The sequence below is a fragment of the Pseudomonas sp. BAV 4579 genome (assembly GCF_009765395.1).
GTDB classification, from domain to species: domain Bacteria; phylum Pseudomonadota; class Gammaproteobacteria; order Pseudomonadales; family Pseudomonadaceae; genus Chryseomonas; species Chryseomonas aestiva.
On record NZ_WHOV01000035.1, the window covers coordinates 61,069 to 86,571 of the forward strand.

At 68.2% G+C, this 25,503-nt stretch carries 21 protein-coding genes and 1 tRNA gene; 9 read left to right on the top strand and 13 right to left on the bottom strand.

Translation table 11 applies throughout. From position 1 onward, the window contains the following. Positions 1–53: 53 nt before the first annotated feature. Positions 54–734, bottom strand: a complete 681-nt coding sequence (locus tag GSQ95_RS09580; protein WP_158892145.1) for a hypothetical protein — start codon at positions 732–734, stop codon at positions 54–56. Between the two features lie 59 nt (positions 735–793). Beyond that, positions 794–1,393, bottom strand: coding sequence for a short chain dehydrogenase (locus GSQ95_RS09585; protein WP_158892147.1), 600 nt, complete (start codon positions 1,391–1,393; stop codon positions 794–796). Positions 1,394–1,490: 97 nt separating this feature from the next. On the opposite strand from GSQ95_RS09585, the gene GSQ95_RS09590 reads away from it, so the two are divergent. Beyond that, positions 1,491–2,402 carry a LysR family transcriptional regulator gene (locus tag GSQ95_RS09590; RefSeq protein ID WP_158892149.1) on the top strand — a complete coding sequence of 304 codons (912 nt, stop codon included), beginning with the start codon at positions 1,491–1,493 and terminating at the stop codon, positions 2,400–2,402. Positions 2,403–2,873: 471 nt separating this feature from the next. Here the strand turns inward: GSQ95_RS09590 and GSQ95_RS09595 are convergent, their stop codons facing one another. The 5 genes from GSQ95_RS09595 to GSQ95_RS09615 form a co-directional block, all read right to left on the bottom strand. Beyond that, complete coding sequence (locus tag GSQ95_RS09595) at positions 2,874–3,575, bottom strand: ABC transporter ATP-binding protein (RefSeq protein ID WP_158892151.1); 702 nt, start codon at positions 3,573–3,575, stop codon at positions 2,874–2,876. A gap of 11 nt (positions 3,576–3,586) precedes the next feature. Next, a complete protein-coding gene (gene livG / locus GSQ95_RS09600) occupies positions 3,587–4,354 on the bottom strand; it encodes a high-affinity branched-chain amino acid ABC transporter ATP-binding protein LivG (RefSeq protein WP_133859890.1) in 768 nt (255 codons plus the stop codon). Next, positions 4,351–5,607, bottom strand: a complete 1,257-nt coding sequence (locus tag GSQ95_RS09605; RefSeq protein ID WP_158892153.1) for a high-affinity branched-chain amino acid ABC transporter permease LivM — start codon at positions 5,605–5,607, stop codon at positions 4,351–4,353. The genes livG and GSQ95_RS09605 overlap by 4 nt, the downstream gene beginning before the upstream one ends. After that, on the bottom strand, positions 5,604–6,527 hold the full coding sequence (gene livH, locus GSQ95_RS09610; RefSeq protein ID WP_007159571.1) for a high-affinity branched-chain amino acid ABC transporter permease LivH: 924 nt from the start codon (positions 6,525–6,527) through the stop codon (positions 5,604–5,606). The genes GSQ95_RS09605 and livH overlap by 4 nt, the downstream gene beginning before the upstream one ends. A gap of 114 nt (positions 6,528–6,641) precedes the next feature. Further along, complete coding sequence (locus GSQ95_RS09615; protein WP_158892155.1) at positions 6,642–7,763, bottom strand: branched-chain amino acid ABC transporter substrate-binding protein; 1,122 nt, start codon at positions 7,761–7,763, stop codon at positions 6,642–6,644. A gap of 214 nt (positions 7,764–7,977) precedes the next feature. Between GSQ95_RS09615 and GSQ95_RS09620 the strand changes: the two genes are divergently transcribed. Beyond that, positions 7,978–8,286: a DUF2288 domain-containing protein gene (locus GSQ95_RS09620; RefSeq protein ID WP_133859887.1), complete on the top strand. Its 309-nt coding sequence runs from the start codon at positions 7,978–7,980 to the stop codon at positions 8,284–8,286. Positions 8,287–8,330: 44 nt separating this feature from the next. On the opposite strand, the gene GSQ95_RS09625 is transcribed toward GSQ95_RS09620, so the two are convergent. Beyond that, positions 8,331–9,317, bottom strand: a complete 987-nt coding sequence (locus GSQ95_RS09625) for an aldo/keto reductase (protein WP_158892157.1) — start codon at positions 9,315–9,317, stop codon at positions 8,331–8,333. A gap of 110 nt (positions 9,318–9,427) precedes the next feature. On the opposite strand from GSQ95_RS09625, the gene GSQ95_RS09630 reads away from it, so the two are divergent. The 3 genes from GSQ95_RS09630 to GSQ95_RS09640 all read left to right on the top strand — a co-directional run bounded on the left by GSQ95_RS09630 (position 9,428) and on the right by GSQ95_RS09640 (position 12,423). Then, complete coding sequence (locus GSQ95_RS09630; protein ID WP_158892160.1) at positions 9,428–10,315, top strand: LysR family transcriptional regulator; 888 nt, start codon at positions 9,428–9,430, stop codon at positions 10,313–10,315. Between the two features lie 89 nt (positions 10,316–10,404). Further along, entirely contained in the window at positions 10,405–12,318 is a 1,914-nt protein-coding gene (gene selB, locus GSQ95_RS09635) for a selenocysteine-specific translation elongation factor (RefSeq protein WP_158892162.1), read from the top strand. 9 nt (positions 12,319–12,327) lie between these two features. Beyond that, positions 12,328–12,423 (top strand) — tRNA-Sec (locus GSQ95_RS09640). A gap of 10 nt (positions 12,424–12,433) precedes the next feature. Here the strand turns inward: GSQ95_RS09640 and GSQ95_RS26465 are convergent. Continuing rightward, positions 12,434–12,586: a hypothetical protein gene (locus GSQ95_RS26465; protein WP_256664529.1), complete on the bottom strand. Its 153-nt coding sequence runs from the start codon at positions 12,584–12,586 to the stop codon at positions 12,434–12,436. Between the two features lie 30 nt (positions 12,587–12,616). Next, on the bottom strand, positions 12,617–13,444 hold the full coding sequence (locus GSQ95_RS09645; RefSeq protein WP_256664530.1) for a hypothetical protein: 828 nt from the start codon (positions 13,442–13,444) through the stop codon (positions 12,617–12,619). A 144-nt stretch (positions 13,445–13,588) separates the two neighbouring features. Here GSQ95_RS09645 and GSQ95_RS09650 point away from each other — a divergent pair, with 144 nt between their 5' ends. Then, positions 13,589–14,197, top strand: a complete 609-nt coding sequence (locus GSQ95_RS09650; protein WP_256664532.1) for a TetR/AcrR family transcriptional regulator — start codon at positions 13,589–13,591, stop codon at positions 14,195–14,197. Between the two features lie 9 nt (positions 14,198–14,206). Here GSQ95_RS09650 and GSQ95_RS09655 read toward each other — a convergent pair whose 3' ends face one another. After that, positions 14,207–18,238, bottom strand: coding sequence for a bifunctional nitrate reductase/sulfite reductase flavoprotein subunit alpha (locus GSQ95_RS09655; RefSeq protein WP_158892164.1), 4,032 nt, complete (start codon positions 18,236–18,238; stop codon positions 14,207–14,209). A 582-nt stretch (positions 18,239–18,820) separates the two neighbouring features. Here GSQ95_RS09655 and nirB point away from each other — a divergent pair. The 3 genes from nirB to GSQ95_RS09670 all read left to right on the top strand — a co-directional run bounded on the left by nirB (position 18,821) and on the right by GSQ95_RS09670 (position 22,213). Further along, positions 18,821–21,370, top strand: coding sequence for a nitrite reductase large subunit NirB (gene nirB / locus GSQ95_RS09660; RefSeq protein WP_158892166.1), 2,550 nt, complete (start codon positions 18,821–18,823; stop codon positions 21,368–21,370). Positions 21,371–21,372: 2 nt separating this feature from the next. Next, complete coding sequence (gene nirD / locus GSQ95_RS09665) at positions 21,373–21,729, top strand: nitrite reductase small subunit NirD (protein WP_158892168.1); 357 nt, start codon at positions 21,373–21,375, stop codon at positions 21,727–21,729. 274 nt (positions 21,730–22,003) lie between these two features. Further along, a complete protein-coding gene (locus GSQ95_RS09670) occupies positions 22,004–22,213 on the top strand; it encodes a hypothetical protein (protein WP_133859878.1) in 210 nt (69 codons plus the stop codon). A 4-nt stretch (positions 22,214–22,217) separates the two neighbouring features. Here GSQ95_RS09670 and GSQ95_RS09675 read toward each other — a convergent pair whose 3' ends face one another. Next, complete coding sequence (locus GSQ95_RS09675) at positions 22,218–24,575, bottom strand: EAL domain-containing protein (protein ID WP_256664534.1); 2,358 nt, start codon at positions 24,573–24,575, stop codon at positions 22,218–22,220. A 336-nt stretch (positions 24,576–24,911) separates the two neighbouring features. Next, the gene (locus GSQ95_RS09680) at positions 24,912–25,496 is read right to left on the bottom strand and encodes a DUF4136 domain-containing protein (protein ID WP_158892170.1); all 585 of its coding nucleotides are present in this window, start codon (positions 25,494–25,496) and stop codon (positions 24,912–24,914) included. Positions 25,497–25,503 lie beyond the last annotated feature (7 nt).

Sequence of the window (25,503 nt, forward strand, 5' to 3'; positions counted from 1 at the left end):
GTAAAGCGGAAGATGCCAAGGGGATCGCGCTAAGCATCGCGCGAACGCCCGAGCTAGGTGGGGTTGCCGGCCCCGCCGTAGAAGGCGCAGCCCTGCCAGGTCTGGCCATTGATGCGCAATTCGGCCTGCAGCGACTGCACGGTGCCGGTCCGGCCGTCCACGCAGCGCCGGGGGTTGATCCACAGCTCGACCTTTTCGCCATTGGCCTCGGTGGAGAGGGCGCGCATGCCGCCGGGCAATTCTTCCTGCACGAAGGGCAGGGCACGGCGCTGTTGGCCGGCGGTACTGAGCAGCATGCCCTGGTTGCTGACCTGGACGCTCCAGTCCGGCCCATGGCCACCGGCATTCATGGCGGTACGCTTGAAGTTGGGATCGCTGCAGCCCGGACCGCTGTACTGCACGCGGTAGACGTCGGTGACGGCGAACACCCCCTGGGCGCCATCGCGACCGCCGGACTTGAGCTTGCCGCGGAGGTCGGCGAACAGCGAAGCGGCGCCGCTGTCGGCGGCCAGTTCGTGGGCATCGCGCAGGATGGCGGTGTTGTTGGCGTCGGTGACGTCGAAGAAGCGCTGTTCCTGGCAGGGGCGGAACAGCAGCTGGTCACCGTTCCAGCGCAGATCGCCCTGCAGGCGCTCGCCGCCCGGTGCACGCGGGGTCTCGTCGCTCTGGAACAGGCTGCAGCCGCCGAGGAGGCCGAGCAGGGCAAGGGGAAAGATGGCACGCGGCGCTGGCATCGCAGGACTCCGACTGAGGTGGGCACACGTTACTCAGACAGCGCCGCGAGCTCAAGGACTTACCAGACGCGATACGTCTTGCCGGTTTCCCGCCCTTCCACGCTGCGTTCGTAGGCCAGGGCCGCCGCGGCCCCCGATACCGCCTTGAAGCCGCGGAAGAAATCGCCGTAGTGCCCCAGGGATTCCTCCAGCACCGTCGGACTCACGGCATTGATCCGCTGACCCCGCGGCAGCTCGATGGCCGCGCCGCGGACGAAGCCCTCCAGGGCGGCATTGACCATGGCCGCCGAGCTGCCCTGGGCGATGGGCTGTTCGCTGAGGATGCCGGTGGTCAGGGTAAAGGAGGCACCCTCGGCGGCCTGCGCCTGGCCCAGCAGCACCAGATTGACCTGGCCCATCAGCTTGTCCTGCAGGCCCTTCTGATAGGCCTCGGGGGTCATCTCGGTGAAGGGGGCGAAGGTCACCGAACCCACCGCGCTGACCAGGGCGTCGAAGCGCCCGACCTGGGCGAACAGGGCGCGGATGGACTCCGCTTGGGTGATGTCGACCTGCAGATCGCCGGATCGGCGGCCAACGCGGATTAGCTCGTGGCGGCTGCCCAGGCGTTCGGCGATGGCGCTGCCCAGGGTACCGCTGGCACCGACGAGGATGATTTTCATGAGGCGACTCCGTGAAGGGAAGGAGTCTGCAGCCTAGAATGGCGCATTGCCCTGATAAATCACCTGAATGGCAATCCAGTGTTTCCTGGAGGAAACGATGCAGGACGACTTCGCCGATCTCGCCGCCTTCGCCATCCTCTGTGAAAGCGGCAGCATCACCCGCGCCGCCGAGCGTCTGGGCTGCAGCAAGGGCCAGCTGTCCAAGCGCATCCGCGCGCTGGAGATGCGCCTGGAGACCCGCCTGCTGCATCGCACCACCCGCCGTCTCGCGCCCACCGCCGCCGGGCGCACCCTGCTGCCCGAGGCGCAGGCCCTGGTGCGCCAGCGTGAGCGGGCCCTGCAGAGCGTGGCCCGCCTGCAGGAGGAGGCAGCCGGGCCGGTGCGCCTGACCGTCCCGGTGTCCCTGGGCTACACCTTTTTCGAGGTGCTGCTGGCCTGTCGCGCCGCCCATCCGGCCATCCAGCTGGACCTGGTGCTGGACAACGGCTATCGCGACCTGGTGGCCGAGGGCTTCGACCTGGCGATCCGTGCCCGGCTGGAACCGGACGAACGCCTGGTCGCCCGTCCGCTGTTCGCCATGCAGGAGGTGACCTGCGCGGCACCCGCCTATCTGGCCGGGCACGAGGTCCCCCAGGCGCCCGAGGAGCTGCTCGGTCACCGCTGCCTGGTCAACAGCCACTATGCCGAGGGAGAGGTCTGGCTCTATCACCGCGAGCATCGACTCGATCGTGTCCAGGTAATCCCCAGCCTGGCCTGCAACCACTACAGCCTGCTCAAGCAGGCTGCCCTGGCCGGGCAGGGCATCGCCCGGCTGCCCTCGTTCATGGTGCACGAAGAGCTGGCCAGTGGCGCCCTGGTCTGGCTGCTCGGGGAATGGCGCACCCCCAGCCAGCCGCTGTTTCTGGTGCATCCCTACCAGGGGGGGCTGCCCAAGCGAACGCAGGTAGTGGCGGAAGCCCTCAGCGACTGGTTCGAGCGCAGTCGGCAGCGCCTGGAGGCGTTGGGGTAGCGGGGCCGATGAGCTGAACGCTGGTGCGGATAGCCCCCTCTCCCCGCGGGAGAGGGCTGGGGTGAGGGCAACCTTCGCGATGAAGCCCCAGTGGCAAAGGCTGCGCCGTTTTCCACGCTACGGTGCTGTTGGGCTTCGACGATGGAGCCAACCTACGTGGCGCACAGATAGCCCCCTCTCCCTACGGGAGAGGGCTGGGGTGAGGGCGCGCTTCACCGTGAAGCCCCAGTGGAAAAGGCTGCGCCGTTTTCCACGCTACGTTGCTGGTTCGAGCGCAGTCGGCAGCGCCTGGAGGCCTTGGGCTGAGGTCGCTATCGCGGCCATGGCGGTGCGCCGACAAGGTCGCTTCGTCCCTATGCATTATCGCGGCCATGGGCCGCTCCTACGGGGGGGATCTATACCTGTAGGAGCGGCCCATGGCCGCGATAGAACAGAGTAGCGGCACAACAGGAGTGACCGCGATGCGCAGGCTCAACCGCCCAGATAGGCCTTGCGCACGTCCGGGTTGGCCAGCAGTTCGGCGCCGCTGTCCTGCATGACGATGCGGCCGTTCTCCAGCACGTAGCCGCGGTCGGCCAGCTTGAGCGCCTGGTTGGCGTTCTGCTCGACCAGGAACACCGTCACCCCGTCCTGGCGCAGTTGCTCGATGATCTCGAAGATCTGCTGGATGATGATGGGCGCCAGGCCCAGCGATGGCTCGTCGAGCAGCAGCAGGCGCGGCTCGCTCATCATCGCCCGGCCGATGGCGAGCATCTGCTGCTCGCCGCCGGACATGGTGCCGGCGCGCTGGGCATAGCGCTCCTTGAGCCGTGGGAAGAGACCGAGGACCTTCTCCAGCTGGCGGTCGTAGGCAGGCTTGTCAGTGAAGAAGCCGCCCATGGCCAGATTCTCTTCCACGGTCAGGCGGGCGAACACCCGGCGGCCTTCCGGCACCACGGCGATGCCCTTGCGCATGATCTGCGCGGTTTCCTGGCCGACCAGCTCCTCGCCTTCGTAGCGGATGCTGCCGCCATGGGCGCGCGGGGTACCGCAGAGGGTCATCAGCAGGGTGGACTTGCCGGCCCCGTTGGCGCCGATCAGGGTGACGATCTCGCCTCGGTTCACCTGCACGCTGACGCCATGCAGCGCCTGGATCTTGCCGTAGAAGGTGGAGACGTTGTCGAACTGCAGCATGGTGGTCTCCATCAGGATTCGCCCAGGTAGGCCTTGATCACGTCGGGATTGTTGCGGATCTGCTCCGGCGTCCCGTCGGCCAGGGGGGTGCCCTGGTTGATCACCACAATGTGGTCGGAAATGCTCATCACCAGGTGCATGTCGTGCTCGATCAGCAGCACGGTCACACCGTGCTCGGCGCGCAGCAGGGCGATGAGCGCCTTGAGGTCCTCGGTTTCGCGCGGGTTGAGACCGGCGGCCGGCTCGTCAAGCATTAGGATCTGCGGGCGGGTCATCATGCAACGGGCGATTTCCAGGCGGCGCTGCTGACCGTAGGCGAGGTTGCCGGCGTTGCGGTTGGCGAATTCGGTGAGGTTGACCTGCTCCAGCCAGAAGCGCGCGTAGTCCATGGCCTCGGCTTCGCTCTTGCGAAAGGCCGGGGTCTTGAACAGCCCGGCCAGGAAGCCGGTGTTGAGGTGGCGGTGCTGGGCCACCAGCAGGTTCTCCACCGCGGTCATTTCCTTGAACAGGCGGACGTTCTGGAAGGTGCGCACCACGCCCTTGCGGGCGATCTTGTGCCCGGGCAACCCCTGGATGGCTTCGCCATTGAGCAGGATCTCGCCGCCGCTGGGCCGGTAGAAGCCGGTCAGGCAGTTGAACACCGTGGTCTTGCCGGCGCCGTTGGGACCGATCAGCGAGACCACCTGGCCCTGTTCCACGCGGATGTTGACGCCGTTGACGGCCAGCAGGCCGCCGAACCTCATGGACAGGCCGGAGACATCGAGAAGGGCTTGGCTCATTTGCGCAACTCCAGGTGCGGGCGTTGCATCGGGAGCAGGCCTTGCGGACGCCAGATCATCATCACGACCATCAGCAGGCCGAACATCAACATGCGGTATTCGCTGAATTCGCGCATCAGCTCCGGCAGCAGGATCATCACGATGGCCGCGAGGATCACGCCGAGCTGGGAGCCCATGCCGCCCAGCACCACGATGGCCAGGATGATGGCCGATTCGATGAAGGTGAAGGACTCCGGCGACACCAGGCCCTGGCGAGCGGCGAAGAAGCTGCCGGCGAAACCGGCGAAGCAGGCGCCCAGGGTAAAGGCCGAGAGCTTGATCAGCGTGGGATTCAGCCCCAGGGCGCGGCAGGCGATCTCGTCTTCGCGCAGGGCTTCCCAGGCGCGGCCGATGGGCATGCGCAGGAGGCGGTTGATCACGAACAGGGTCAGCAGCACCAGCAACAGGGCGATCAGGTAGAGGAAGATCACCTTGTATTCGGAGTTGTAGGGGATGCCGAAATACTCGTGGAAGGGCGTCATGCCCTCCGGGGCCCGGCGTTCGAAGGTCAGGCCGAACAGGGTCGGTTTTTCGATGCCGCTGATGCCGTTGGGGCCGCCGGTCCACTGGGTGAGGTTGCGCAAGAGGATGCGGATGATCTCGCCGAAGCCCAGGGTGACGATGGCCAGGTAGTCGCCGCGCAGGCGCAGCACCGGAAAGCCGAGCAGGAAGCCGAACAGCGCCGCCATCAGCCCCGCCAGCGGCAGGCAGACCCAGAAGCCCAGGCCGTAGTAGTGGGAGAGCATGGCGTAGGTGTAGGCGCCGACGGCATAGAAGCCGACGTAGCCCAGGTCGAGCAGACCGGCCAGCCCCACCACGATGTTCAGGCCGAGGCCGAGCATCACGTAGATGAGGATCAGGGTGGCGATGTCCACCGCGCCGCGCGAGCCGTAGAAGGGCCATACCAGGGCGATCAGCACCAGGCCCAGGATCACCCAGCGCTGGGTCTTGGGTTCGGTGAGCTTGGTGCCCAGGCCGGTGGCCGGCAGCTGCAGGCCGCCATTGCGGCGCCAGCCGGCGGTGAGCGGGTCACGCACCAGTTGCCAGACGAACATCAGCACCGCGGCCAGGGCCACGATCCAGAGGGTGCGCGGCGAGGCGCCGTGCACTTCGAGGTTGACGCCCACCGTCTCCAGCTTGAGGCCGAGGATGGGATAGGCGACGGCCAGCACCAGCAGGGCGCTGAAGAAGGCGGTTCGCAGACGGGCACTCATACCTTTTCCACCTCTGGGCGACCGAGGATGCCGGTGGGGCGGAACAGCAGCACCAGCACCAGCAGGCTGAAGGCCACCACGTCCTTGTACTGGTCACCGAAGACGTCGGCGCCAAAGGCCTCGGCCACGCCCAGCACCAGGCCGCCGAGCATGGCGCCGGGGATGCTGCCGATGCCGCCGAGCACGGCGGCGGTGAAGGCCTTGATACCGGCCAGGAAACCCAGACTCGGATTGATCACGCCGTACTGGATGCCCAGCAGCACCGCGGCCACGGCGGCGAGGGTGGCACCGATGACGAAGGTCAGGGCGATGATGCCGTTGGTGTTGATGCCCAGCAGGTTGGCCATCTTGATGTCCTCGGCGCAGGCGCGGCAGGCGCGGCCCAGGCGGGAGCGGGAGATGAACCAGGTCAGGCCGAACATGGTGAGCAGGGTGACGATGAAGATCAGCACCTGCACATAGGAGATCACCACGCCGTTCATGGCGTCGGTGCCGATGATGAAGTTGCCCGGCAGCAGGTTGGGGATCGACTTGTCCTTGGAATCCTGGGCCAGCAGCACCCAGTTCTGCAGGAAGATCGACATGCCGATTGCCGAGATCAGCGGGATCAGTCGGTTACCGCCACGCAGGGGGCGATAGGCGATGCGTTCGATGCTGTAGCCGTAGGCACTGGCGATGATGATGCTGGCGCCAAAGGCGGCGAGCATGACGATGGGCAGGCTGTGGATACCCAGCATGGCCAGGCCGGCGATGGCGATGAAGGCCACGTAGGAGCCGATCATGTACACCTCGCCATGGGCGAAGTTGATCATGCCGATGATGCCGTAGACCATGGTGTAGCCGATGGCGATCAGCGCATAGGTGCTGCCGACCGTAAGGCCGTTCACCAGCTGTTGCAGGTAGTGGTAGAACTCGGGCATGGGTGTCTCCAGGGGACCTTGGTGCACTTCTGGTGCGGGTCCCAGGCCTCGGATGGAGGCGGATAAACGAAGCCCACCGCCGTGGGCGGTGGGCTTCGGTGTTACAGGCAGGGCTTACTTGGCTTCGGTCTTGGTGCCGTCGGCGTGCCATTCGTAGACCACGAACTCGAAGTTCTTCAGGTCGCCTTTCTCGTCGAACGCCAGCTCACCGGTGGGGGTGTTGAAGGTGTTGCTGCGCAGCGCCTTGGCCACGTCCTCGGGCTTCTCGTCGCCGGCCTTCTCGATGCCTTCGGCGATGACCTGCACGGCGGCGTAGGAGGGGAACACGAAGGGACCGCTCGGATCCTGCTTCTTGTCCTTGAACGCCTGCACCAGGGCCTGGTTCTTGGGATCCTGGTCGAAGGAGCGCGGCAGGGTGACCAGCAGGCCTTCGGAGGCCTTGCCGGCGATGGCGGAGATGGAGCTGTTGCCCACGCCTTCCGGACCCATGAACTTGGCGGTCAGGCCCTTCTCGGCCGCCTGACGCAGGATCAGGCCCAGCTCGGGGTGGTAGCCGCCGTAGTAGACGAAGTCGACGTTGGCCTGCTTGAGCTTGGCGATCAGCGAAGAGAAGTCCTTGTCGCCGGAGTTGATGCCCTCGAACACGGCGACCTTGACGCCGGCCTTGTCCAGGGTCTGCTTGACCGCGGTGGCGATGCCTTCGCCGTACTGCTGCTTGTCGTGGATGACCGCGACGATCTTCGGCTTGACGTGCTCGACGATGAACTTGCCGGCGGTCGGGCCCTGCATGTTGTCCAGGCCGATGGTGCGGAAGATCAGCTTGTAGCCACGGTTGGTGATGTCGGGGCTGGTGGCCGCCGGGGTCATCATCAGGATGCCTTCGTCCTCATAGATGTCGGAGGCGGGCTGGGTGGAGCTGGAGCAGAGGTGGCCGACAACGAACTTGACGCCATCGTTGACGATCTTGTTGGCAACCGCCACGGCCTGCTTGGGATCGCAGGCGTCGTCGTAGATCACGCCTTCGAGCTGCTTGCCCTTGACGCCGCCGGCCTTGTTGATCTGCTCGATGGCCATCTGGGCACCAATGAACTCCATGTCACCGTACTGGGCGACCGGACCGGTCTTGGGGCCGGCCAGACCGATCTTCAGGGTGTCGGCTGCCAGGGTGTGGCTGGCCATGCCGGCCAGGGCCAGGGCCGCGACCAGGCGGGAGAAACGCAGAGTTGCCTTTTTCATGAGTGCTCCACTCGGAATGCTTTTATTAATGAGGCAGTTGGAAGCGAAAATGTGCCGATTTTGTTCTTTATGACGCGCCGCGCAGTTTAATCACCGTCTGTTCGTCTTGGAAAGCTGGCGACGACAACTTGTCGGATCTGTGGCCCGTGCGTCCGGGCGCTCGGCAAGCGGGGAGGGCAACGGTAGAATCCGCCCTTTTCGCGAGGCCCGCACCATGACCGATCACGCAACGCGCTACGCCACCCTGCTCGGGCAGACCGCCGCCATCGGCTGGGAAGAATTGCAACCGCATTTTGCGCGGGGCGTGCTGCTGGAAGTGGCACCCGAGCTGGACCTGATCGAAGCGGCTATCGCCGTGACCCAGGACGATGCCGCCCGGGTGGGTCTGTGGCTGCAGCAGGGCCAGTTGGCCAAGGTCGACGAAGACCGCGCGCGGCGCCGGCTGGAGGCGCCCGAGGTGGCGCTGTGGGCGGTGGTGGTGGCGCCCTGGGTGCTGATGCAGGAGCGTCCGGCCGAACGCTGAAACACAAGGGCCCGCGCAAGGCGGGCCGTTGTTGACGGGGTGGCTCAGCGTTCGCTGTCGAGATCGCGCAGCTGGTGTTCTCCATAGCGATCGCCAGCCACGGCGTCCGGTGGCAGCAGGCGTTGCAGTTCGGCGCGATCCGCAGCGCTGAGGGCCACCTCCAGCGCGCCGAGGGATTCGTCGAGCTGCTCGCGGCGGCGGGCACCGACCAGCGGCAGGATGTCGTCGCCCTGGGCGGCGACCCAGGCCACCGCCAGCCGGGCCGGGGTGGTGCCCCGGTGCTCGGCGAACTGCTTCAGGCCTGCCACCAGCGCCAGGTTTTTCTCCACGTTGCCCGGCTGGAAGCGCGGACTATGAGCGCGGAAGTCGCCATTGCCCGAGGGTTGGCGCCAGTGACCGCTGAGCAGGCCACGGGAGAGCACGCCATAGGCGGTGATGCCGACGCCCAGGTCGCGGCAGGTTGGCAGGATCTCCGCCTCGATGCCGCGCGAGACCAGCGAATACTCGATCTGCAGGTCGCAGACCGGATGCACCGCGGCGGCCCGCCGCAGGGTCTGGGCGCCCACCTCGGAAAGGCCGATATGGCGGATGTAGCCGGCCTGCACCAGCTCGGCGAGGGCGCCCATGGTGTCCTCGATGGGCACCTGGCGATCCAGCCGTGCCGGGCGATAGATGTCGATGTGATCCACACCCAGGCGCTTGAGGCTGTAGGCGACGAAATTCTTGATCGCCGCGGGCCGGGTGTCGTAGCCCAGCCACTCGCCGCCCGGACCGCGCAGGGCGCCGAACTTGACGCTGATCAGCGCCTGGTCGCGCCGACCGCGCAGGGCTTCGCCCAGGAGCAGTTCGTTGTGGCCCATGCCATAGAAGTCACCGGTGTCGAACAGGGTGACGCCGCGTTCGAGGGCCGCCTGGACGGTGGCGATGGCCTCGCCACGGTCGGCGCTGCCATAGAGATCGGACATGCCCATGCAGCCCAGACCAAGGCTCGATACCAGGGGGCCCTGCTGGCCCAAGCGACGCTGTTGCATGAGGGATTCCTCGTCAGGTGGATGAGGCTTCACTCTAGCCAGGATGACGCTGTGCGATAATCCGATCTCGACACAACGACCTGTTCGCTCAGCCGTACAATGGAGGCGCCTTGAATCTGGATGACCTGGCGGCCTTCGCCGCCGTGGCCGAGGCCCGCAGCTTTCGTGGCGCCGCCTATGTGCGCGGCGTGGCGGCCTCTTCCCTGAGTGATGCCGTGCGGCGGCTGGAGCGGGAACTGGATGTCCGGCTGCTGCACCGCACCACCCGCAGCGTGACGCCCACCGCGGCCGGCCAGCGTCTGCTGGAGCGCCTCACCCCCGCGCTGCGCGAGGTGCGCGGCGCGCTGGACGCCATCAATGCCGAGGGCGAGAGTCCGGTGGGGAGCCTGAGACTCAATGTGCCCACCATCGTCGCCCGCGTGCTGCTGCCGCCGCTGATCGGCCCCTTCCTGGCCCGGCATCCGGGCATTCGCCTGGAGGTGGTGGCCGAGGACCGGCTGATCGACGTGCTCGCCGCGGGTTTCGATGCCGGCGTGCGCTACGACGAGCACCTGGAAGCGGACATGATCAGCGTGCGGCTGGGCCCGGTCACCCAGAGATTCGCCGTGGCCGGAACCCCTGCCTACCTGGAACGGCACGGCGTTCCGGCACACCCCGCCGACCTGGTCCGGCATTCCTGCATCGGCCATCGCTTCGCCAGCGGCCTGGTGGCGCAGTGGAGCTTCGAGCGCGGCAGCGAGGTCAGCAACGTCACGCCGGGCAGTCGCCTGCTGGCCTCGGCGCTCGACCTGGAGCTGCAGGCCGCCCTCGACGGCGTCGGCCTGATCTATTCCTTCGCCGACTATCTGGCCGAGCCCCTGGCCGACGGTCGCCTGGTGGAGGTGCTGGCGGACTGGTCCACGTCCTTTCCCGGTCCGCGGCTCTACTATGCGGATCGCCGCCAGCTACCGGCCCCGCTGCGGGCCTTCGTGGCCTTCTTGCGCGAGCGTCACGGCTAGGCGATCGCGCGGGGCGCCGCTACCCTGAGCGCCAGTCCGCCGCCTGGAGCCGCCATGACGTCCCCGTTCATCCGCCTGGTACCGTGCCCATGATCATCGGCACCGCCGGTCACATCGACCATGGCAAGACCGCCCTGATCCAGGCCCTCACCGGGGTCGCCGGTGATCGCCGCCGCGAAGAGCAGGCGCGCGGCATCACCATCGACCTAGGCTATGTCTATGCCGATCTGGGCGACGGCGGTCTCACCGGTTTCATCGACGTCCCCGGTCACGAGCGCTTCGTGCACAACATGCTGGCGGGCGCCAGCGGCCTGGATCTGGCCCTGCTGGTGGTGGCGGCCGACGACGGCGTCATGCCGCAGACCCGCGAGCACCTGGCGATCCTCGAATTGCTCGGCATTCCCCGGCTGCTGGTGGCCCTGACCAAGGCCGATCGGGTGGATGCCGGGCGACTGGCCCAGGTGCGTCAGGACGTCAGTGCGCTGCTGGCCGCCAGCCCCTTCGCCGGGGCGCCGCTGTATCCGGTGGCCAGCCCCAGCGGCGTGGGCATCCCCGAATTGCGCGCCGCCTTGCTCGGGGCCCTGGATCAGGTGCGCCAGCGCAACGCCCGCGGCGGCTTTCGCCTGGCGGTGGACCGGGTGTTCAGCGTCGCCGGGGCCGGGGTGGTGGTCACCGGCACCGCCTTTGCCGGCCAGGTGGTCGTCGGCGACGAACTGCTGCTTACCCCACGCGGGCAGCGCCTGCGGGTGCGGGGGCTGCACGCCCAGAACCGCGCGGCGGAAACCGCCCAGGCCGGCCAGCGGGTGTCCCTCAATCTCGCCGGCGAGCGGCTGAGCACCGACAGCCTCGCCCGCGGTGACTGGCTGGTGGCCGAGGCGCTGCATGCGCCCACCACCCGGATCGACGTGGAACTGCGCCTGCTGCCTGGCGAGGCGCGCAACCTGGCGCACTGGACGCCGGTGCACGTGCACCTGGGCGCCCAGGATCTCACCGGTCGCGTCGCCCTGCTGGAAGGCGACAGCCTGGCCCCCGGCGCCATGGCCCTGGCGCAGCTGGTGCTCAATGCGCCGCTGCATGGGGTGCATGGCGATCGCCTGGTGCTACGTGACCAGTCTGCCCAGCGCACCCTGGGCGGCGCCCGGCTGCTCGATCCCTTCGCCCCGGCGCGCCATCGCCGTACGCCCCAGCGCCTGGCCCAACTCCTGGCATTGCGTCGGGGCGGCCTGGAGGAGGCGCTACCCGAACTCCTGGCCCAGGCCGACGGCGGTCTCGATCCACGGCTGCTGGCGCGGCAGTTCAACCGTCCCGAAGGCGACTGGCAATTGCCCGCCGACACCCTGAGGGTGGAGACGCGGGTTGGGCCGCGGCTGTTCGCGGCGACTCTGTGGCAGGCGGCGCTCGAGCGCCTGGGTGCGGCGCTGGCCATCTTTCACCAGGAGCAACCCGACGAACTGGGTCCCGATCGCGATCGCCTCCGCCGCATCGCCGCGCCGGAACTGGAGCAGGCGGTCTATCTGGCCCTGCTGGAGACGGCCCTGGCCGAGGGGCGCTTGCAGAGCAGCGGTCCCTGGTTGCACCTGCCCGATCACCGGGTTCGCCTCACCGAGGCGGAGGAGGGGCTCAAGACCCGCCTCTGGCCGCTGCTGGAGGCCCAGCGTTTCGATCCGCCCTGGACCCGCGATCTGGCCAGGAGCCTGGATCAGCCCGAGGCCGAGGTGCGGCTGCTGCTGCGCAAGCTGGCCCGGCTGGGGGAACTGACCCAGGTGGTCAGGGATCTCTTCTATCCCCAGGCGAGTCTGGAGGCCGCGGCCGGCGAGGCATTGCGCCTGGAGCGCGAAGCGGGGATCATTCGCGCTGCGGCCTTTCGCGATGCCCTCGGCATCGGTCGCAAGCGCAGCATCCAGATCCTCGAATGCCTAGATCGCATCGGTTTCACCCGTCGCTTCGGCGACGAGCGCCGGGTCCGCCCGGACAGCGCCTGGGCCCGCGCGGCCGAGGGCTAGCGCAACAGAGGAAGGCAATCACGCCCGGTGGCGTGGCCGGGCTTCAAACCCGGTTGGGGACGGCAGCCGTTCCCGGGTGGGTTCGACTCCCACTGCCTTCCGCCATTTTCCGTCGTCAGTGCCCATCCGTCTGGTGATGGATCACCGCGCCCTCCCGTTGCAACTCCTGCAGAAACCACTCGGCCGTCCAGAGCTGTTCGGGCATATAGAGACCCGCCGGCAGGGGTTCACCGCCCGCCAGGCCCAGCACCCGCTCCAGCGACAGCACCAGCCCGAGGGCGGTCAGCGAGGCTTGGCCCTAGTTGAATTCCAGCACGGCGCGTGCGCGGGTGGTCTGGCCGTCCCTTTCACCGCTCACCCAGACCGCGATCTCGGCCGCCGTTTCCGCGCCCCGCCGCCGGCTGGAGGACTCGCCCATGGCGATGTCGAAGCGCAGCTCCGGGGCGGCGGTGGTGGTCCAGAGACTGAGCAGATCGATGGAGCCAAAGGCCGTGGCAGCCAGCGTGCGACCGTCCAGCGCGGTGACGCTGCCCTGCAGGTCGGCACCGCTAAGCCAGGCGCGGCGTCCATGATGGAATGCCAGGGCCGCGGGCGCCGCGCTGTGCACCCGCTCCATGTCCTCCCAGGCCAGGGGACCGGCCGGGTCCTGTTCATCCAGCAAGACCTCCACACCGATGGCCGCGACCCGGGTGAAGCGGCGGGCGAGATCGAGTGCCAGCGCCAGGGCGGCGCCCGAAGCCCAGTGGCTGGACAGTACCAGGGCATGGGCGCCGGGGCGGTGCATGAACTGGGCGACCTCCGGCCCCAGTTCGGTGACACCGGTGTTGGCATTGAGATAGGGGATGCCCAGGTGCTGGGCGAGGCGCAAACCATGCAGGGCCTGATCCGGTGCCAGCATGATCAGTGCCGCGGGGACGAGGGCGGGATCCAGTCCCAGCCCCGGCTGGTCGAGATCCAGGCGCACCGCCCGGGCCTGGCCGGCAGCCTGGGCGACGTCCTCGGCCGTAGCGAGGTTGCGGCCGCCGACCAGCAGCGGCCAGTCAGGCTGGCGCCGGTGGAACCAGTGGACGGCCTGGCGGCCTACCGTGCCCGAACCGCCGGCAAAGAGTATGGGGTGCAGTGGCATGATGCTGTCCTCTTCGTTGCAGTGCTGAGGTTCCGGAGTCCGCACAGCCGATTGCAAGGGGCTGTACTCCGCATTAACCTTCCAGGAGTAGGTTCCAGTTCAGGATTAACCTACCTTTAGTAGGTTTGCAAGAAGAAGTGACCAATGGCAGCGCGATCCATCCCTGAAAAACCGGTCTCCGAAGGGACCGGACGGCGTCTTTCGAAGGCAGCCCGGCGTCAGCAATTGCTGGACACGGCGCGGGTCATCGTTCGGGAGGAAGGCGCGGATCGCCTGACCCTGGGCTATCTGGCCGTGCAGGCAGGCGTTTCCAAGCCGGTCGTCTACGAGCATTTCGGTACCCGCTCGGGACTGCTCATCGAACTCTATCGCTGGCTCGATCTGGCGCAGATGGATGCCTTTCGCCAGGCCATGATCGCCCGGCGTCAGAGCGCCGAAGAGGCCAGCGCGGCGCTGGCCGAGGGCTACATCCGCTGCGTGACCGACATGCAGGGCGAGGTCGGCGTAGTGGCGGCGGCGCTGGCGGGGAGCGAGGAAAAGACCGCGGTGTACCAGGAGTTGCTGGAACATGGCACCCAGATGGTGGCGGCGGTGCTCACGCCGCACAGCAAAAGACCCGCCGCGGAGTTGCAGGTGTCCTGCATCGGTCTGGTCGGCGCCGGCGAGGCCCTGGCCGCGGCCGTGGTGCGCGGGGCACTGGGCGAGCGCGAGGCCATCGCGGCCTTCACCCGCCTGGTGCGCGCGGTGCTGTAGCCGGCGGCGCTAGTAGACGTCCTTCAGATAGCGCTTCTGCTCGCTCATCCCGCGCACATAGTCAGCGGCGGCCTCGTCGCTGAGGTGGCCATGGGTCGCCACCACCTGGCGCAGGGCCTGGTCGACGTCCTTGGCCATGCGGCTGGCGTCGCCGCAGACATAGACGCGGGCGCCGTCCTGCAGCCAGCGCCAGACGTCGGCACCGCGTTCGCGCAGCCGATCCTGCACATAGATCTTCTCGGCCTGATCGCGGGAAAAGGCCAGGCTCAGTTCGTTCAGCAGGCCATCGCGCTGGAAGGCTTCCAGTTCGTCGCGGTAGTAGAAGTCATGGGCGGCGTGCTGCTCGCCAAAGAACAGCCAGTTGCGGCCCCCGTCACCCCGGGCGCGACGCTCATGGAGAAAGCCGCGGAAGGGCGCGATGCCGGTGCCGGGGCCGATCATGATCAGCGGGACGTCTTCCTGGTCCGGCAGGCGGAAATGGCGCGAAGGCTGGATATGCACCTCGGTGGCGGCCTCGCCCAGGCGGTCGGCGAGAAAGCTGGAGGCCACGCCCTTGCGCTTACCGTAGCGCACCGCCGAGACGGTGAGGTGCACCTGGCCGGCATGGGCCAGGGGGCTGGAGGCGATGGAGTAGAGGCGCGGCTGCAGGCGCTTGAGGCTGCCGAGCAGTTCGCGGGCGTCGTGGCGGGCGGGAAAGCGGGCCAGCACATCGGCCAGTTGCCGGCCCCAGAGCCAGCGCTTGAGTTCGTCGCGGTCGCCCAGCAGGGCGCGGCACTCGGCACTGCCGCTGCGCTCGGCGATCAGCGCCAGGGTCTCGGGGTTGGGGCGGGCGATCTCGTAGTGTTCGCTCAGCGCCTGGCGCAGCGACAGCTCGCCGACCTTGGCCACGGCGACCGGCTGTTCGCCGTCCAGCCCGGCGAGGGCGAGGACCTCCTCGACCAGCTCCGGGCAGTTGCGCGCCTTCACGCTCAGGGCGTCGCCGGCCTGGTAGGCCAGGGGCTGATCGGATTCGAACCCGAATAGCCGCACCTCCTTGTTGGACCCGGCACTGTTGAGTCTCTGGTTGATGACCAGCCGCGCGGGCACCGCCGTCGGGCGGCTGGTCGTGGCTGAACTGACGATGGGCACGTGCTCGGCCTGGGGCGCCAGTTGCGCCTGCAGGGCGGTCAGCCAGGCGTCGGCGCCGTCGAGGCCATCGGCGTCGCAGTCCAGGCGCGGGCAGAGGCGCCGGGCGCCAAGCTCGGCCAGACGGGCGTCGAGGCGCTGGCCATGGCCGCAGAATTGCTCGTAGGTGGAATCGCCCAGGGCCAGCACGGCGTAGTCCAGGTCGGCCAGGGAGGCGTCGAGGCGATTGAGGCCCTGCCAGAAGGCCTGGCCATTGTCCGGCGCTTCGCCATCGCCAAAGGTGCTGCTCACCAGCAGGACGCGGCGGGCACCGCTCAGGCGTTCCACGGCATAGGCGGCCATGTCGTGCAGTTCTACGCTGAGACCGGCCTGGCACAGGCGGGCGACGCAGCGCTCGGCCAGGGCTTCGGCGTTACCGGTCTGGGAGGCCCAGAGCACCACCAGATCGGCCGGCGCGGTGGGGGCCATGGCCAGGCCGGCGGGTTGGCTTTCCGGCAGGCGGCTGAACAACCCGGCGAGCAGGCCGTCGAGCCAGAGGCGGGTGTCGGCGGCCAGCGGCGCCTGGGCCGGCAGGCAGGGCACGCCCTGGGTCGCGCCGTCGCGCAGACCGTCCATGAAGCCGGCCAGATAGGTGCGTTCGGCCGCGCTGAGCTGGGGCCGTACCGCAGTCGCGACCCCGGTGAGCTCGGCCAGCCGCGCCAGGGCAGGCAGCCGGGCGCTCTCCGTGACAGGCTCGTCGGCCGGCAGCTGGCGATGGGGAATGGTGGCGACCCGGGTCAGGCGCACCGCGCAGACCTTGAGTTCCGGTTGCAACGAGAGCGGATCGACGGCGTCGCTGGTGACGGCGTTGATGGCCAGGTCGCTGCCCTGGACGTCGGCCCAGTGAAAGGGCGCGAAGCAGTTGCCGGGCTGGACCCGGTCGCTGATGGTCACCGGCAGCACCGCGCGGCCGCGGCGTGAGGTGATCTCCAGGCGGTCGCCCTGCGCCAGGACCAGGGCCTTGGCATCCTGGGGATGCACCTCCACGAAGGGCGCCGGATTGAGGCGGTTCAAGGCGGCGATCTTGCCGGTCTTGGTCAGGGTATGCCACTGGTGCTGCAGACGCCCGGTGTTGAGCACGAAGGGGTAGTCGGCATCGGGCAGCTCGGCCGGGTCCAGGTGCGGGCGGGCGAAGAATTGCGCCTTGCCGCTGGGGGTGGCGAAGTTGAGCGCGGTCGGTTCGCCGCTTTCGTCCAGGCGCAGGGTCTGGCTGCGGCCGTCGTTGCGATAGCGGATCGGCTGGCGCGTATCGCTCTCTGCGCCAGGGCAGGGCCATTGCAGCGGTGTCTCGCGCAGCCGGGCATAGCTGGCGCCGCGGATGTCGTAGCCGGTCTGGGGATTGTGGAATTGCCGGATCTCGTCGAACACCTCGGCGGCCGAGGCGTAGCTGAAGTGTTCGCCATAGCCCAGGGCGCAGGCCACGTCGGCGATGATCCGCCAGTCGGCGCGGGCCGCGCCGGGCGGGGTGACGGCCTGGGGCGCCAGGGTCAGGTTGCGCTCGGAATTGATCATCACCCCGTCGGCCTCCGCCCAGAGCGCGGCGGGCAGGAGGATATCGGCGTAGCTGTTGGTCTCGGTGTCGAGAAAGGCGTCCTGGGTGATCACCAGTTCGGCGGCCTGCAACCCGCGGATGACCGTTTCGCGATTGGCCACGCTGGCCACCGGGTTGGTGCAGATGATCCAGCAGGCCTTGACGGTGCCGGCGGCCAGGTCCTCGAACAGGGCGACGGTACCCTGGCCCAGGCGGGTGTGCAGGGTGCCCTCCGGAATCCGCCAGGCGCGCTCGACGAAGGTGCGGTCGGCGGCGGACAGCAGGCTGCGCTGGCCGGGCAGGCCGGGCCCCATGTAGCCCATCTCGCGCCCGCCCATGGCATTGGGCTGGCCGGTCAGGGAAAAGGGACCGCTGCCGGGGCGGCAGATCTTGCCGGTGGCCAGGTGCAGGTTGCACAGGGCGTTGGTGCTCCAGGTGCCGTGGGTGCTCTGGTTCAGGCCCATGGTCCAGAGGCTGGTCCATTCGCCGGCCTCGCCGATCCAGCGCGCGGCGGTGCGGATGTCCGCCTCGGTCAGGCCGGTCCCGGCGGCCACCCGTGCCGGGGTGTAGTCGGCAAGAAACTCGGGCATGGCCGCCCAACCTTCGGTATGGGCGGCGATAAAGGCTTCGTCTACCTGGCCCTCGGCGTGCAGCAGATGCAGCAGGCCGTTGAGCAGCAGCAGGTCGGTGCCCGGACGCAGTTGCAGGAAGAGATCGGCCTTCTCGGCGGTGGCGGTGCGCCGCGGATCTATCACGATCAGCCTAGCGCCGCGCTTGACCCGATCCAGCAGCCGCAGAAAGAGAATGGGATGACAGTCGGCCATGTTGGCGCCGCTGACCAGGAAGAGGTCGGCGCGATCGAGGTCGTCATAGGAGCCGGGCGGACCGTCGGCGCCGAGGGACAGCTTGTAACCAGTGCCGGCACTGGCCATGCACAGGCGGGAATTGGATTCGAGCTGGTTGGTGCCGATGAACCCCCGCGCCAGCTTGCTCGCCAGGTACTGGGCTTCCAGCGACAGCTGCCCGGACACATAGAAGGCGATGGCGGCGGGTCCGTCGCGCTCGAGGATGGCGCGCAGGCGTTCGGCGGTGGCGGCGATGGCCTGCTCCAGCCCGGTCTGCACCGGTTCGTGGGAGCGGTCGTGGCGGACATAGGCCTGCTCCATGCGCCCGCTGTCCACCAGCGCCTGGTGGCTGGTGCTGCCCTTGGTGCAGAGCCGGCCGCGATTGGCGGGGTGGTCGCGATCGCCGCTGACCTTGGTGATCCGGCCGTCGTCCACCTGCATGACGATCCCGCAGCCGACGCCGCAGTAGGGGCAGACGCTCTTGATGTGGGTAGTGGCCATGGCAAGGATCCTTCGAAAACCAGAAAGCGAAAAGGCGCCGGTCGCGCTCCCCGGAGGGAGGCGAACACGGCGCCTTTGTCGTGAAAGGAAGCGATCGGCGTTGACCGCTCCAGACCAGGGATTTAGCAAGGCCCGCGCCAGCTTGGCCCGGCGCGCGCGAGGAGTGCATTCCTGCTGGTCTGGCAGGGTGCTGGTGGCGCTGGCCGAGGTCACGGCGATGGCGGTCGCGATGCGCCGTGACGGGGCAGGCGGGCCCGGTCTTGCACCGTTGTGGTTCTGCTCGGCGGACGTTCGGACCGGCGCCGGCAAACCACTCGGCCGGCCGCAGCCCGCGCCAGCGGCGGATCTTCGAGCAATCAGGCGGAACTGGCACAGCCGATGCAGAATCCCTGACAGACCCGCACATTCGGGTCGCCCGGTCGATCAACGGCGATCGACAGCCACCGCAGGCGACGGGCACGGAGCAGAGCCAAGGGCTCCTCCCTACCAGAACAGGCAAAGGCGCCTGAGACCGCAAGGTTTCAGGCGCCTTTTTATTTGCCGCGAATCAACCTGATTGGCCTCGGCCGGGGGATAGCCTCCATGAACAGCATCGTGACCCGCAAAGAACGCCTGATCGTCGTCGGCAACGGCATGGTCGGCCATCACCTCGTCGAGCAGCTGCTGGCGGCCGGCGCCCTGGACCACTACGAGATCCATGTCTTCGGCGAAGAGCGCCAGCGCGCCTATGACCGGGTCCATCTCTCCGAGTACTTCGCCGGTCGCGATGCCGAATCCCTGGCCATGAGCGAAGCCGGCCTCTATGCCGTGCCCGGCCTGGTGCTGCACCTGGGCTGCGCGGTGACCGCCATCGACCGCGAGCAGCGCGAGGTGCTGACGCCCGAGGGTGCCTTTGGCTACGACCGCCTGGTACTGGCTACCGGCTCCTATCCCTTCGTGCCGCCCATCGAGGGCGCCGAAGGCGATTCGCGCCTGGTCTATCGCACCCTGGACGACCTGGACACCATCCGCCTGGCCGCCGCCAGGGCGCGCCGCGGCGTGGTGGTGGGCGGCGGCCTGCTCGGCCTGGAAGCGGCCAATGCGCTGAAATCCCTGGGCCTGGAGGCCCATGTGGTGGAATTCGCCCCGCGGCTGATGCCAGTGCAGCTGGATGACCTCGGTGGCGCCGCGCTCAGGCAGCGCATCGAGGACCTGGGCGTGGGCGTGCATCTGTCCAAGGCCACCCAGAACATCACCGCCGGCAGCGAGTACCGCTACCGCATGAACTTCGCCGGCGAGGATTTCCTCGAGACCGACCTGATCCTGTTTTCCGCCGGCATCCGGCCCCAGGACGCCCTGGCCCGCAGCTGCGGCCTGGAACTCGGCGCCCGCGGCGGGGTGGCGGTGGACAACGGCTGCCTGACCAGCGATCCCTTCATCCATGCCATCGGCGAATGCGCCGCCTGGAACGGCAGCATCTTCGGCCTGGTCGCCCCGGGCTACCAGATGGCGCGCCTAGTGGCCGCCACCCTCTGCCATGGCCAGGCCACGCCCTTCACCGGCGCCGACATGTCCACCAAGCTCAAGCTGCTGGGCGTGGACGTGGGCTCCATCGGCGATGCCCACGGCGCCACCCCCGGCGCGCGCAGCTATCGCTACATCGACGAAGCCAGCGCCAGCTACCGGCGCCTGGTGGTGTCCGCCGACGGCAAGCACGTCCTCGGCGCCGTGCTGGTGGGTGACAACAGCTACTACGACACCCTGCTGCAATACGCCCAGAACGGCATCCCGCTGCCCCAGGATCCGGCCAGCCTGATCATGCCGGTGGGCGAGGGCGCCCCGACCCTAGGCGCCGATGCCCTGCCGGCCACCGCGACCCTCTGCTCCTGCCACAACGTCACCAAGGGCGCGGTCTGCGCCGCCATCGACGCCGGCTGCACCGATCTGGCCGGCATCAAAAGCTGCACCAATGCCGCCACCGGTTGCGGCGGCTGCGCGGCGCTGGTCAAGCAGGTGTTCGAGCACGAGCTGATCGCCCGCGGCGTCGAGGTCGACAAGAGTCTCTGCGAGCACTTCGCTCATACCCGCCAGGAGCTCTATCACCTGGTGCGGGTTGAAGGCATCCAGAGTTTCGACGAGCTCCTGGCGCGCCATGGCCGCGGCCAGCATGGTTGCGACATCTGCAAGCCGGCGGTGGCCAACGTCCTGGCCTCCTGCTGGAACGCCCCCATCACCGATCCGCACCTGGTGCCGCTGCAGGACACCAACGACACCTTCATGGCCAACATGCAGAAGAACGGTACCTATTCGGTGGTGCCGCGCATCCCGGGCGGCGAGATCAGCCCGGAAGGCCTGATCGCCATCGGCCAGGTGGCGAAGAAATACGATCTCTACACTAAGATCACCGGCGGCCAGCGCATCGACCTCTTTGGCGCCCAGTTGCACGAGCTGCCGGACATCTGGGGCGAGCTGATCGCCGCCGGCTTCGAGACCGGTCATGCCTACGGCAAGTCCACCCGCACGGTGAAGAGTTGCGTGGGCAGTACCTGGTGCCGCTACGGGGTGCAGGACAGCGTCAAGATGGCGCTGGACATCGAGCACCGCTACAAGGGCCTGCGCGCGCCCCACAAGCTCAAGTTCGCCGTCAGCGGCTGCACCCGCGAGTGCGCCGAGGCGCAGAGCAAGGACATCGGCGTGATCGCCACCGAGAACGGCTGGAATCTCTATGTCTGCGGTAATGGCGGCATGCGCCCGCGCCACGCCGAGCTGTTCGCCACCGACCTGGATGACGCAACCCTGATCCGCTACATCGACCGGCTGCTGATGTTCTACATCCGTACCGCCGACCGCCTGCAGCGCACCTCGGTGTGGCGCGAGTCGCTGGAGGGCGGGCTGGACTACCTCAAGCAGGTGATCATCGAGGACAGCCTGGGCCTGGGCGCCGAACTGGAAGCCCAGATGCAGCTGGTGGTGGATCGCTACGAATGCGAATGGGCCAACGCCCTGAACGATCCCGACAAGCTCAAGCGCTTCCGTACCTTCGTCAACCAGCGCGGCAGCGACCCGGACATCCACTTCGTCAAGGAACGCGGCCAGCGTCGACCGGCGCGCCATGGCGAACTGCAGCTGATCAACCTGACCGAGGAGGCCTGACCATGACCCAGACCACTACCGCGCGTGCCCTGGAAACCCGCTGGCAACCCCTGTGCAGCCTGGCCGACCTGGTGCCCCAGTCCGGCGTGGTGGCCCTGCACGAGGGTGAGCAGGTTGCGCTGTTCTATCTGCCGGAGACCGAGCAGAAGGTCTTTGCCGTGGGCAATCGCGATCCCAAGTCCGGCGCCAACGTCATCGGCCGCGGCATCGTCGGCCAGCTGGGCGCGGATCTGGTGATCGCCTCGCCGCTGTACAAGCAGCACTTCCGGCTGGCGGACGGCGGCTGCCTGGAGTATCCCGAGCAGGCCCTGCCCACCTGGACGGTGCGGCTGAATGGCGAGCGGGTGGAGATCGCCTGAGGCCATTGAGTCCGGCTTTCCCTCACCCCAACCCTCTCCCAAGGGGAGAGGGGGCGGTCCGGAGCGGGACGGGGCTTCACGCGTAGCCTGGACAACGGCGCAGCCTTGTCCGGGTTCCCCGCCGAATACCGCTATCCCCACTGTTGCACCTGCCGCAGTGCAGCTTTGCGCAATCGGGATCCGTTCGGGGCGGCGCAATGACCGCCCGGGGGCGATACTCAAGGAGCGGGGACGCTGTCTGCCGATCCTGGCAATCGTCCCGCCGGAGGTCACCATGCGCCTGACAAGAACAATTCGCTCCGCGCTGTTCATCGCCCTGCTCTCGGCCCTGGCCGCTATCGCCCTGCTGGAGGGCTGGCGCGCGCAACCGGTGGGCGAACTCACTCTGCGCGCCGATCCGGTCTGTACCCACGGATATGCACCCTATGGCTGCTATCCGGTTCCGGCCCGAGGAGGCGATCTGGGGTGGCTGGAGCGCCTCTAGGTCGTCAACCTGCCTGTAGATCGGTTGCCAGCAGCGCTGCCAGCTCGCGGTCAGTCAAAGAGGGACCGAACAGGGGCCCCTGGACTTCGTCGCAGTGCTGCGCCTGCAGCCAGGCCAATTGGCCGGGCGTCTCCACGCCCGTCGCCGTCACCCTGAGGCCCAGGGTTCGTCCCAGGCCGATCAGAGCCTGGGCAATGGCGGCATCGACCTGCTGATCTTCCAGGCGCGCCACCAGTCGGCTATCCAGGCTGATGGCATCCAGCACGGGGTGGCGCAGCGCCTCCAGGGCGCTTGAACCTCGGCCGAAGTCGGCCAGACTCAGGCGCACGCCCAGAGCCTTGAGCGGCATCAACATCGGGGCGCTGCCTGCCTGCAACAGCGCCTCGGGCAGCTGCAGCTCCAGGCGTTCCGCTACCAGGCCGCTCGTCTGCAAGGCGCGGGCGACCGCCGCCACCAGGGCCTCGCCATCAGCGAACGGACGCGCGGACAGACCGACGACCAGTCGCAGCGGCGCGGGCCAGGTCGCGGCAGCCTGACAGGCGTTGTCCAGCAACCAGAATTCCAGGGGAACGCTGAGTCCGGTTTCTTCGGCCAGGGGCAGGAAGAGCTCCGGCGACAGCAGGCCGCGCCGCGGGTGGGCCCAGTGCAACCGCACCTCGATGGCGCTCAGCCGGCCCGCGGCGGCGTTCCGGCGGGGCAGGTAACCCGAGCGCAACTGGCCGAGCGCCAGCGCCTGGCGCAATTCCTGCTCCAGATCCCGCCGCTGGCTGAGCTGGGCGTCCATCGCCGGGGCATGAAAGCACCAGCCGTTGCGACCCGCGGCCTTGGCCTGGTAGAGCGCGATATCCGCCAGACGCAGCAAGTCCTCAACCTGGGTGGCTTGGTCCGGCGCCTGGGCGATGCCGATGCTGGTGCCGACGCTGACCGACTGCTCCTCCAGCAGGATGGGTCGGCCGATGGCGTTCACCAGCCGCGCACAGATCTGGTCGACGGTCGCCACGTCCAGGTGACCGAGCAGCACCACGATGAATTCGTCGCCGCCCAGGCGTGCCACCAGGCCGCCGGGTCTCAGACTGGCCTGCAGGCGCCGGGCGATTTCCTGCAGCACCCGATCGCCGGCGGCGTGGCCGAGGCTGTCGTTGACCGGCTTGAAACGATCCAGGTCCAGGCTGAGCAACGTCAGCGGGGTCCTGGCTTGCGTCAGCTTGCGCGCCAGGTAGTGCTGCAACTGCAGGCGATTGGCCAGGCCGGTCAGGCTGTCGTGCTGCGACAGGTGTTCGATTTCCGCCTGGGCATTGACCGCGGTGGTGATGTCGCTGGCGGTACCGCGAAAGCCGGCGCTCTCGGGCAGCGGCCGGGCGGTGATCTCGCAGACCCGGGCGTGACCCTGGCGGTCGCGATAGTGGCAGCGCAGCACCTGACGCTCGTCGCGCTGGTGAACGTTGTCCTGGAGCCAGGCGGCCAGGCGGGTGGTCTTGCTGCTGAACAGCTCCGCCAGCGGCCGGCCGAGCCAACTGCCGGGCGCATGGCCGGTGATGCGGGCGAAGCGTTCGGACAGATAGGTGATACGGCCTGCGGCGTCGCTTTCCCAGAGCCAGTCGGAGGCGGCCTCGGCGAGTTCGCGAAAGCGCTTTTCGCTACGGCTCAACTCGGCCTGGCTGGCGACCAGGGCATCGAATTGCTGGTCGAGCTGGCGGGCCGAATTCAGCGCATGGCGGATCAGCAGGGCCAGCACCAGCCCGAGCAGCAGCACCCCGGCCAGGAAGACCGGCAGGGTGCGATGCAGGAGCTGGGCGCCGGGTTGCGGCGGTTGCCAATTGAGCAGCAGCGGTGAATCCAGCAAGCGCAGCGTTTCGTGATCGACCAGGGGCGCCCGCGACGCCTCGAGTCGCGGCAGACCGTAGGTATCGCTGAGATGGGCCAGGGTGTCCGTATCGAGCACGTTGACGAACAGCATCACCGAGGGCGCGCCGGGACCCGGGGCCACGCTGTAGCTCGCGCCGGGCGTGATGGTGGCCGCGGCGACCAGTGCCGGGACGCCGCCCACGCTCAGCACCCGTACCAGGCTCTCGGTCTCGCCAGGGCGCTGGCGGGTGGCCGCCAGCAGGCCGGCCAGATCGCCTTCGAGCCATTGTGCCGCCGCGCGCTGCGTAGGCCGGCCATCGATCACCGCGTAGACGGTACGATCCTGCGGATCCAGCACGAAGACCCCGTTGTAGCCATAGAGCTCGTAGGGGATGTCGCCGACGTTGCGTTCGTCGTTGGCCCAGAAGAGATCGACCGCCAGGTGCAGGTGCTTGTAGGCCTCGCCCCACTTGGCGTAGTTGATGATGTTGTGGCCGATCTCGTTTTCCACCTGCACCAGGGTGCGCTCGATATAGGTGCGGGCGCGTTGCTGGACGTCGGCGTCCTGGCTGGTGGCGGTCCTGATCAGCAGGTAGCAGCCGAGGCCGAGCAGGATCGGCAGGCGCAGATGACCGGAAAAAGGCGCAGCAGCAGGTTGTGGCTGCGGCGGGTGGCGATGGGCGTGGACGGCATGGTGAACCTAGACGGTGCTGGACGACGGTCAGGATTCCCGCGAGGTGGCCAAGGACGGCGCGAGGGGTGCTGGCCTGCGGCCATTATCTGCCACTCTCACCCAGCCGTCTGCTCGCGGCCTGACCAGGGGCAGCGCTGAGCTGGCCGGACGGTCGGCCGTTCAAGGCCGCGGTGGATAGCTGACCAGCAGCTCGTTGATCAGGCGGCTGAAGGCGGCGCTGCGTTGGCTGGGCGTGGCGTTCTGGTCGTCCAGCAGGCGCTCTTCGCTGGCGCGCCAGACCAGCTTGCCGTCACGGCCATCGAGCATGTCGAGCTGGACCGTCATCACCGGGTAGGTGACGGTCTGGGTGCGCACATAGCTCGGTCCCCAGGGACCGGGACCCCAGGCGGAACCCCAGGGACCGCCCCAGCCCGGACCCCAGTAGGGATCGGCATAGCTGTAGCTCTGCTGGCGCTGGTCGAGGATCACATAGAGCTTGATCTTCAGATCCGGGCGCGTGCCGGCCATCGCGGGACGCAGTCCGCGCTGGTCGAGGCCGCTGCTGACCGAATCGCGCAGGCGCTGCTCGGTGAGATCGCTGCGCACCCGTGGATCGTTGGGGCGGTACTCGACGGCCGGGTCCGCCCAGCCCCAGCTGCGATAGGCGGCGAAGTCGCGGCTGGCATCATAGTCCAGATTGCGCGGGCCACGTTCGGCGCAGGCTGCCAGCAAGAGGACCGCAAGCAGCAGGAGACAACGTTTCATGGGCAAT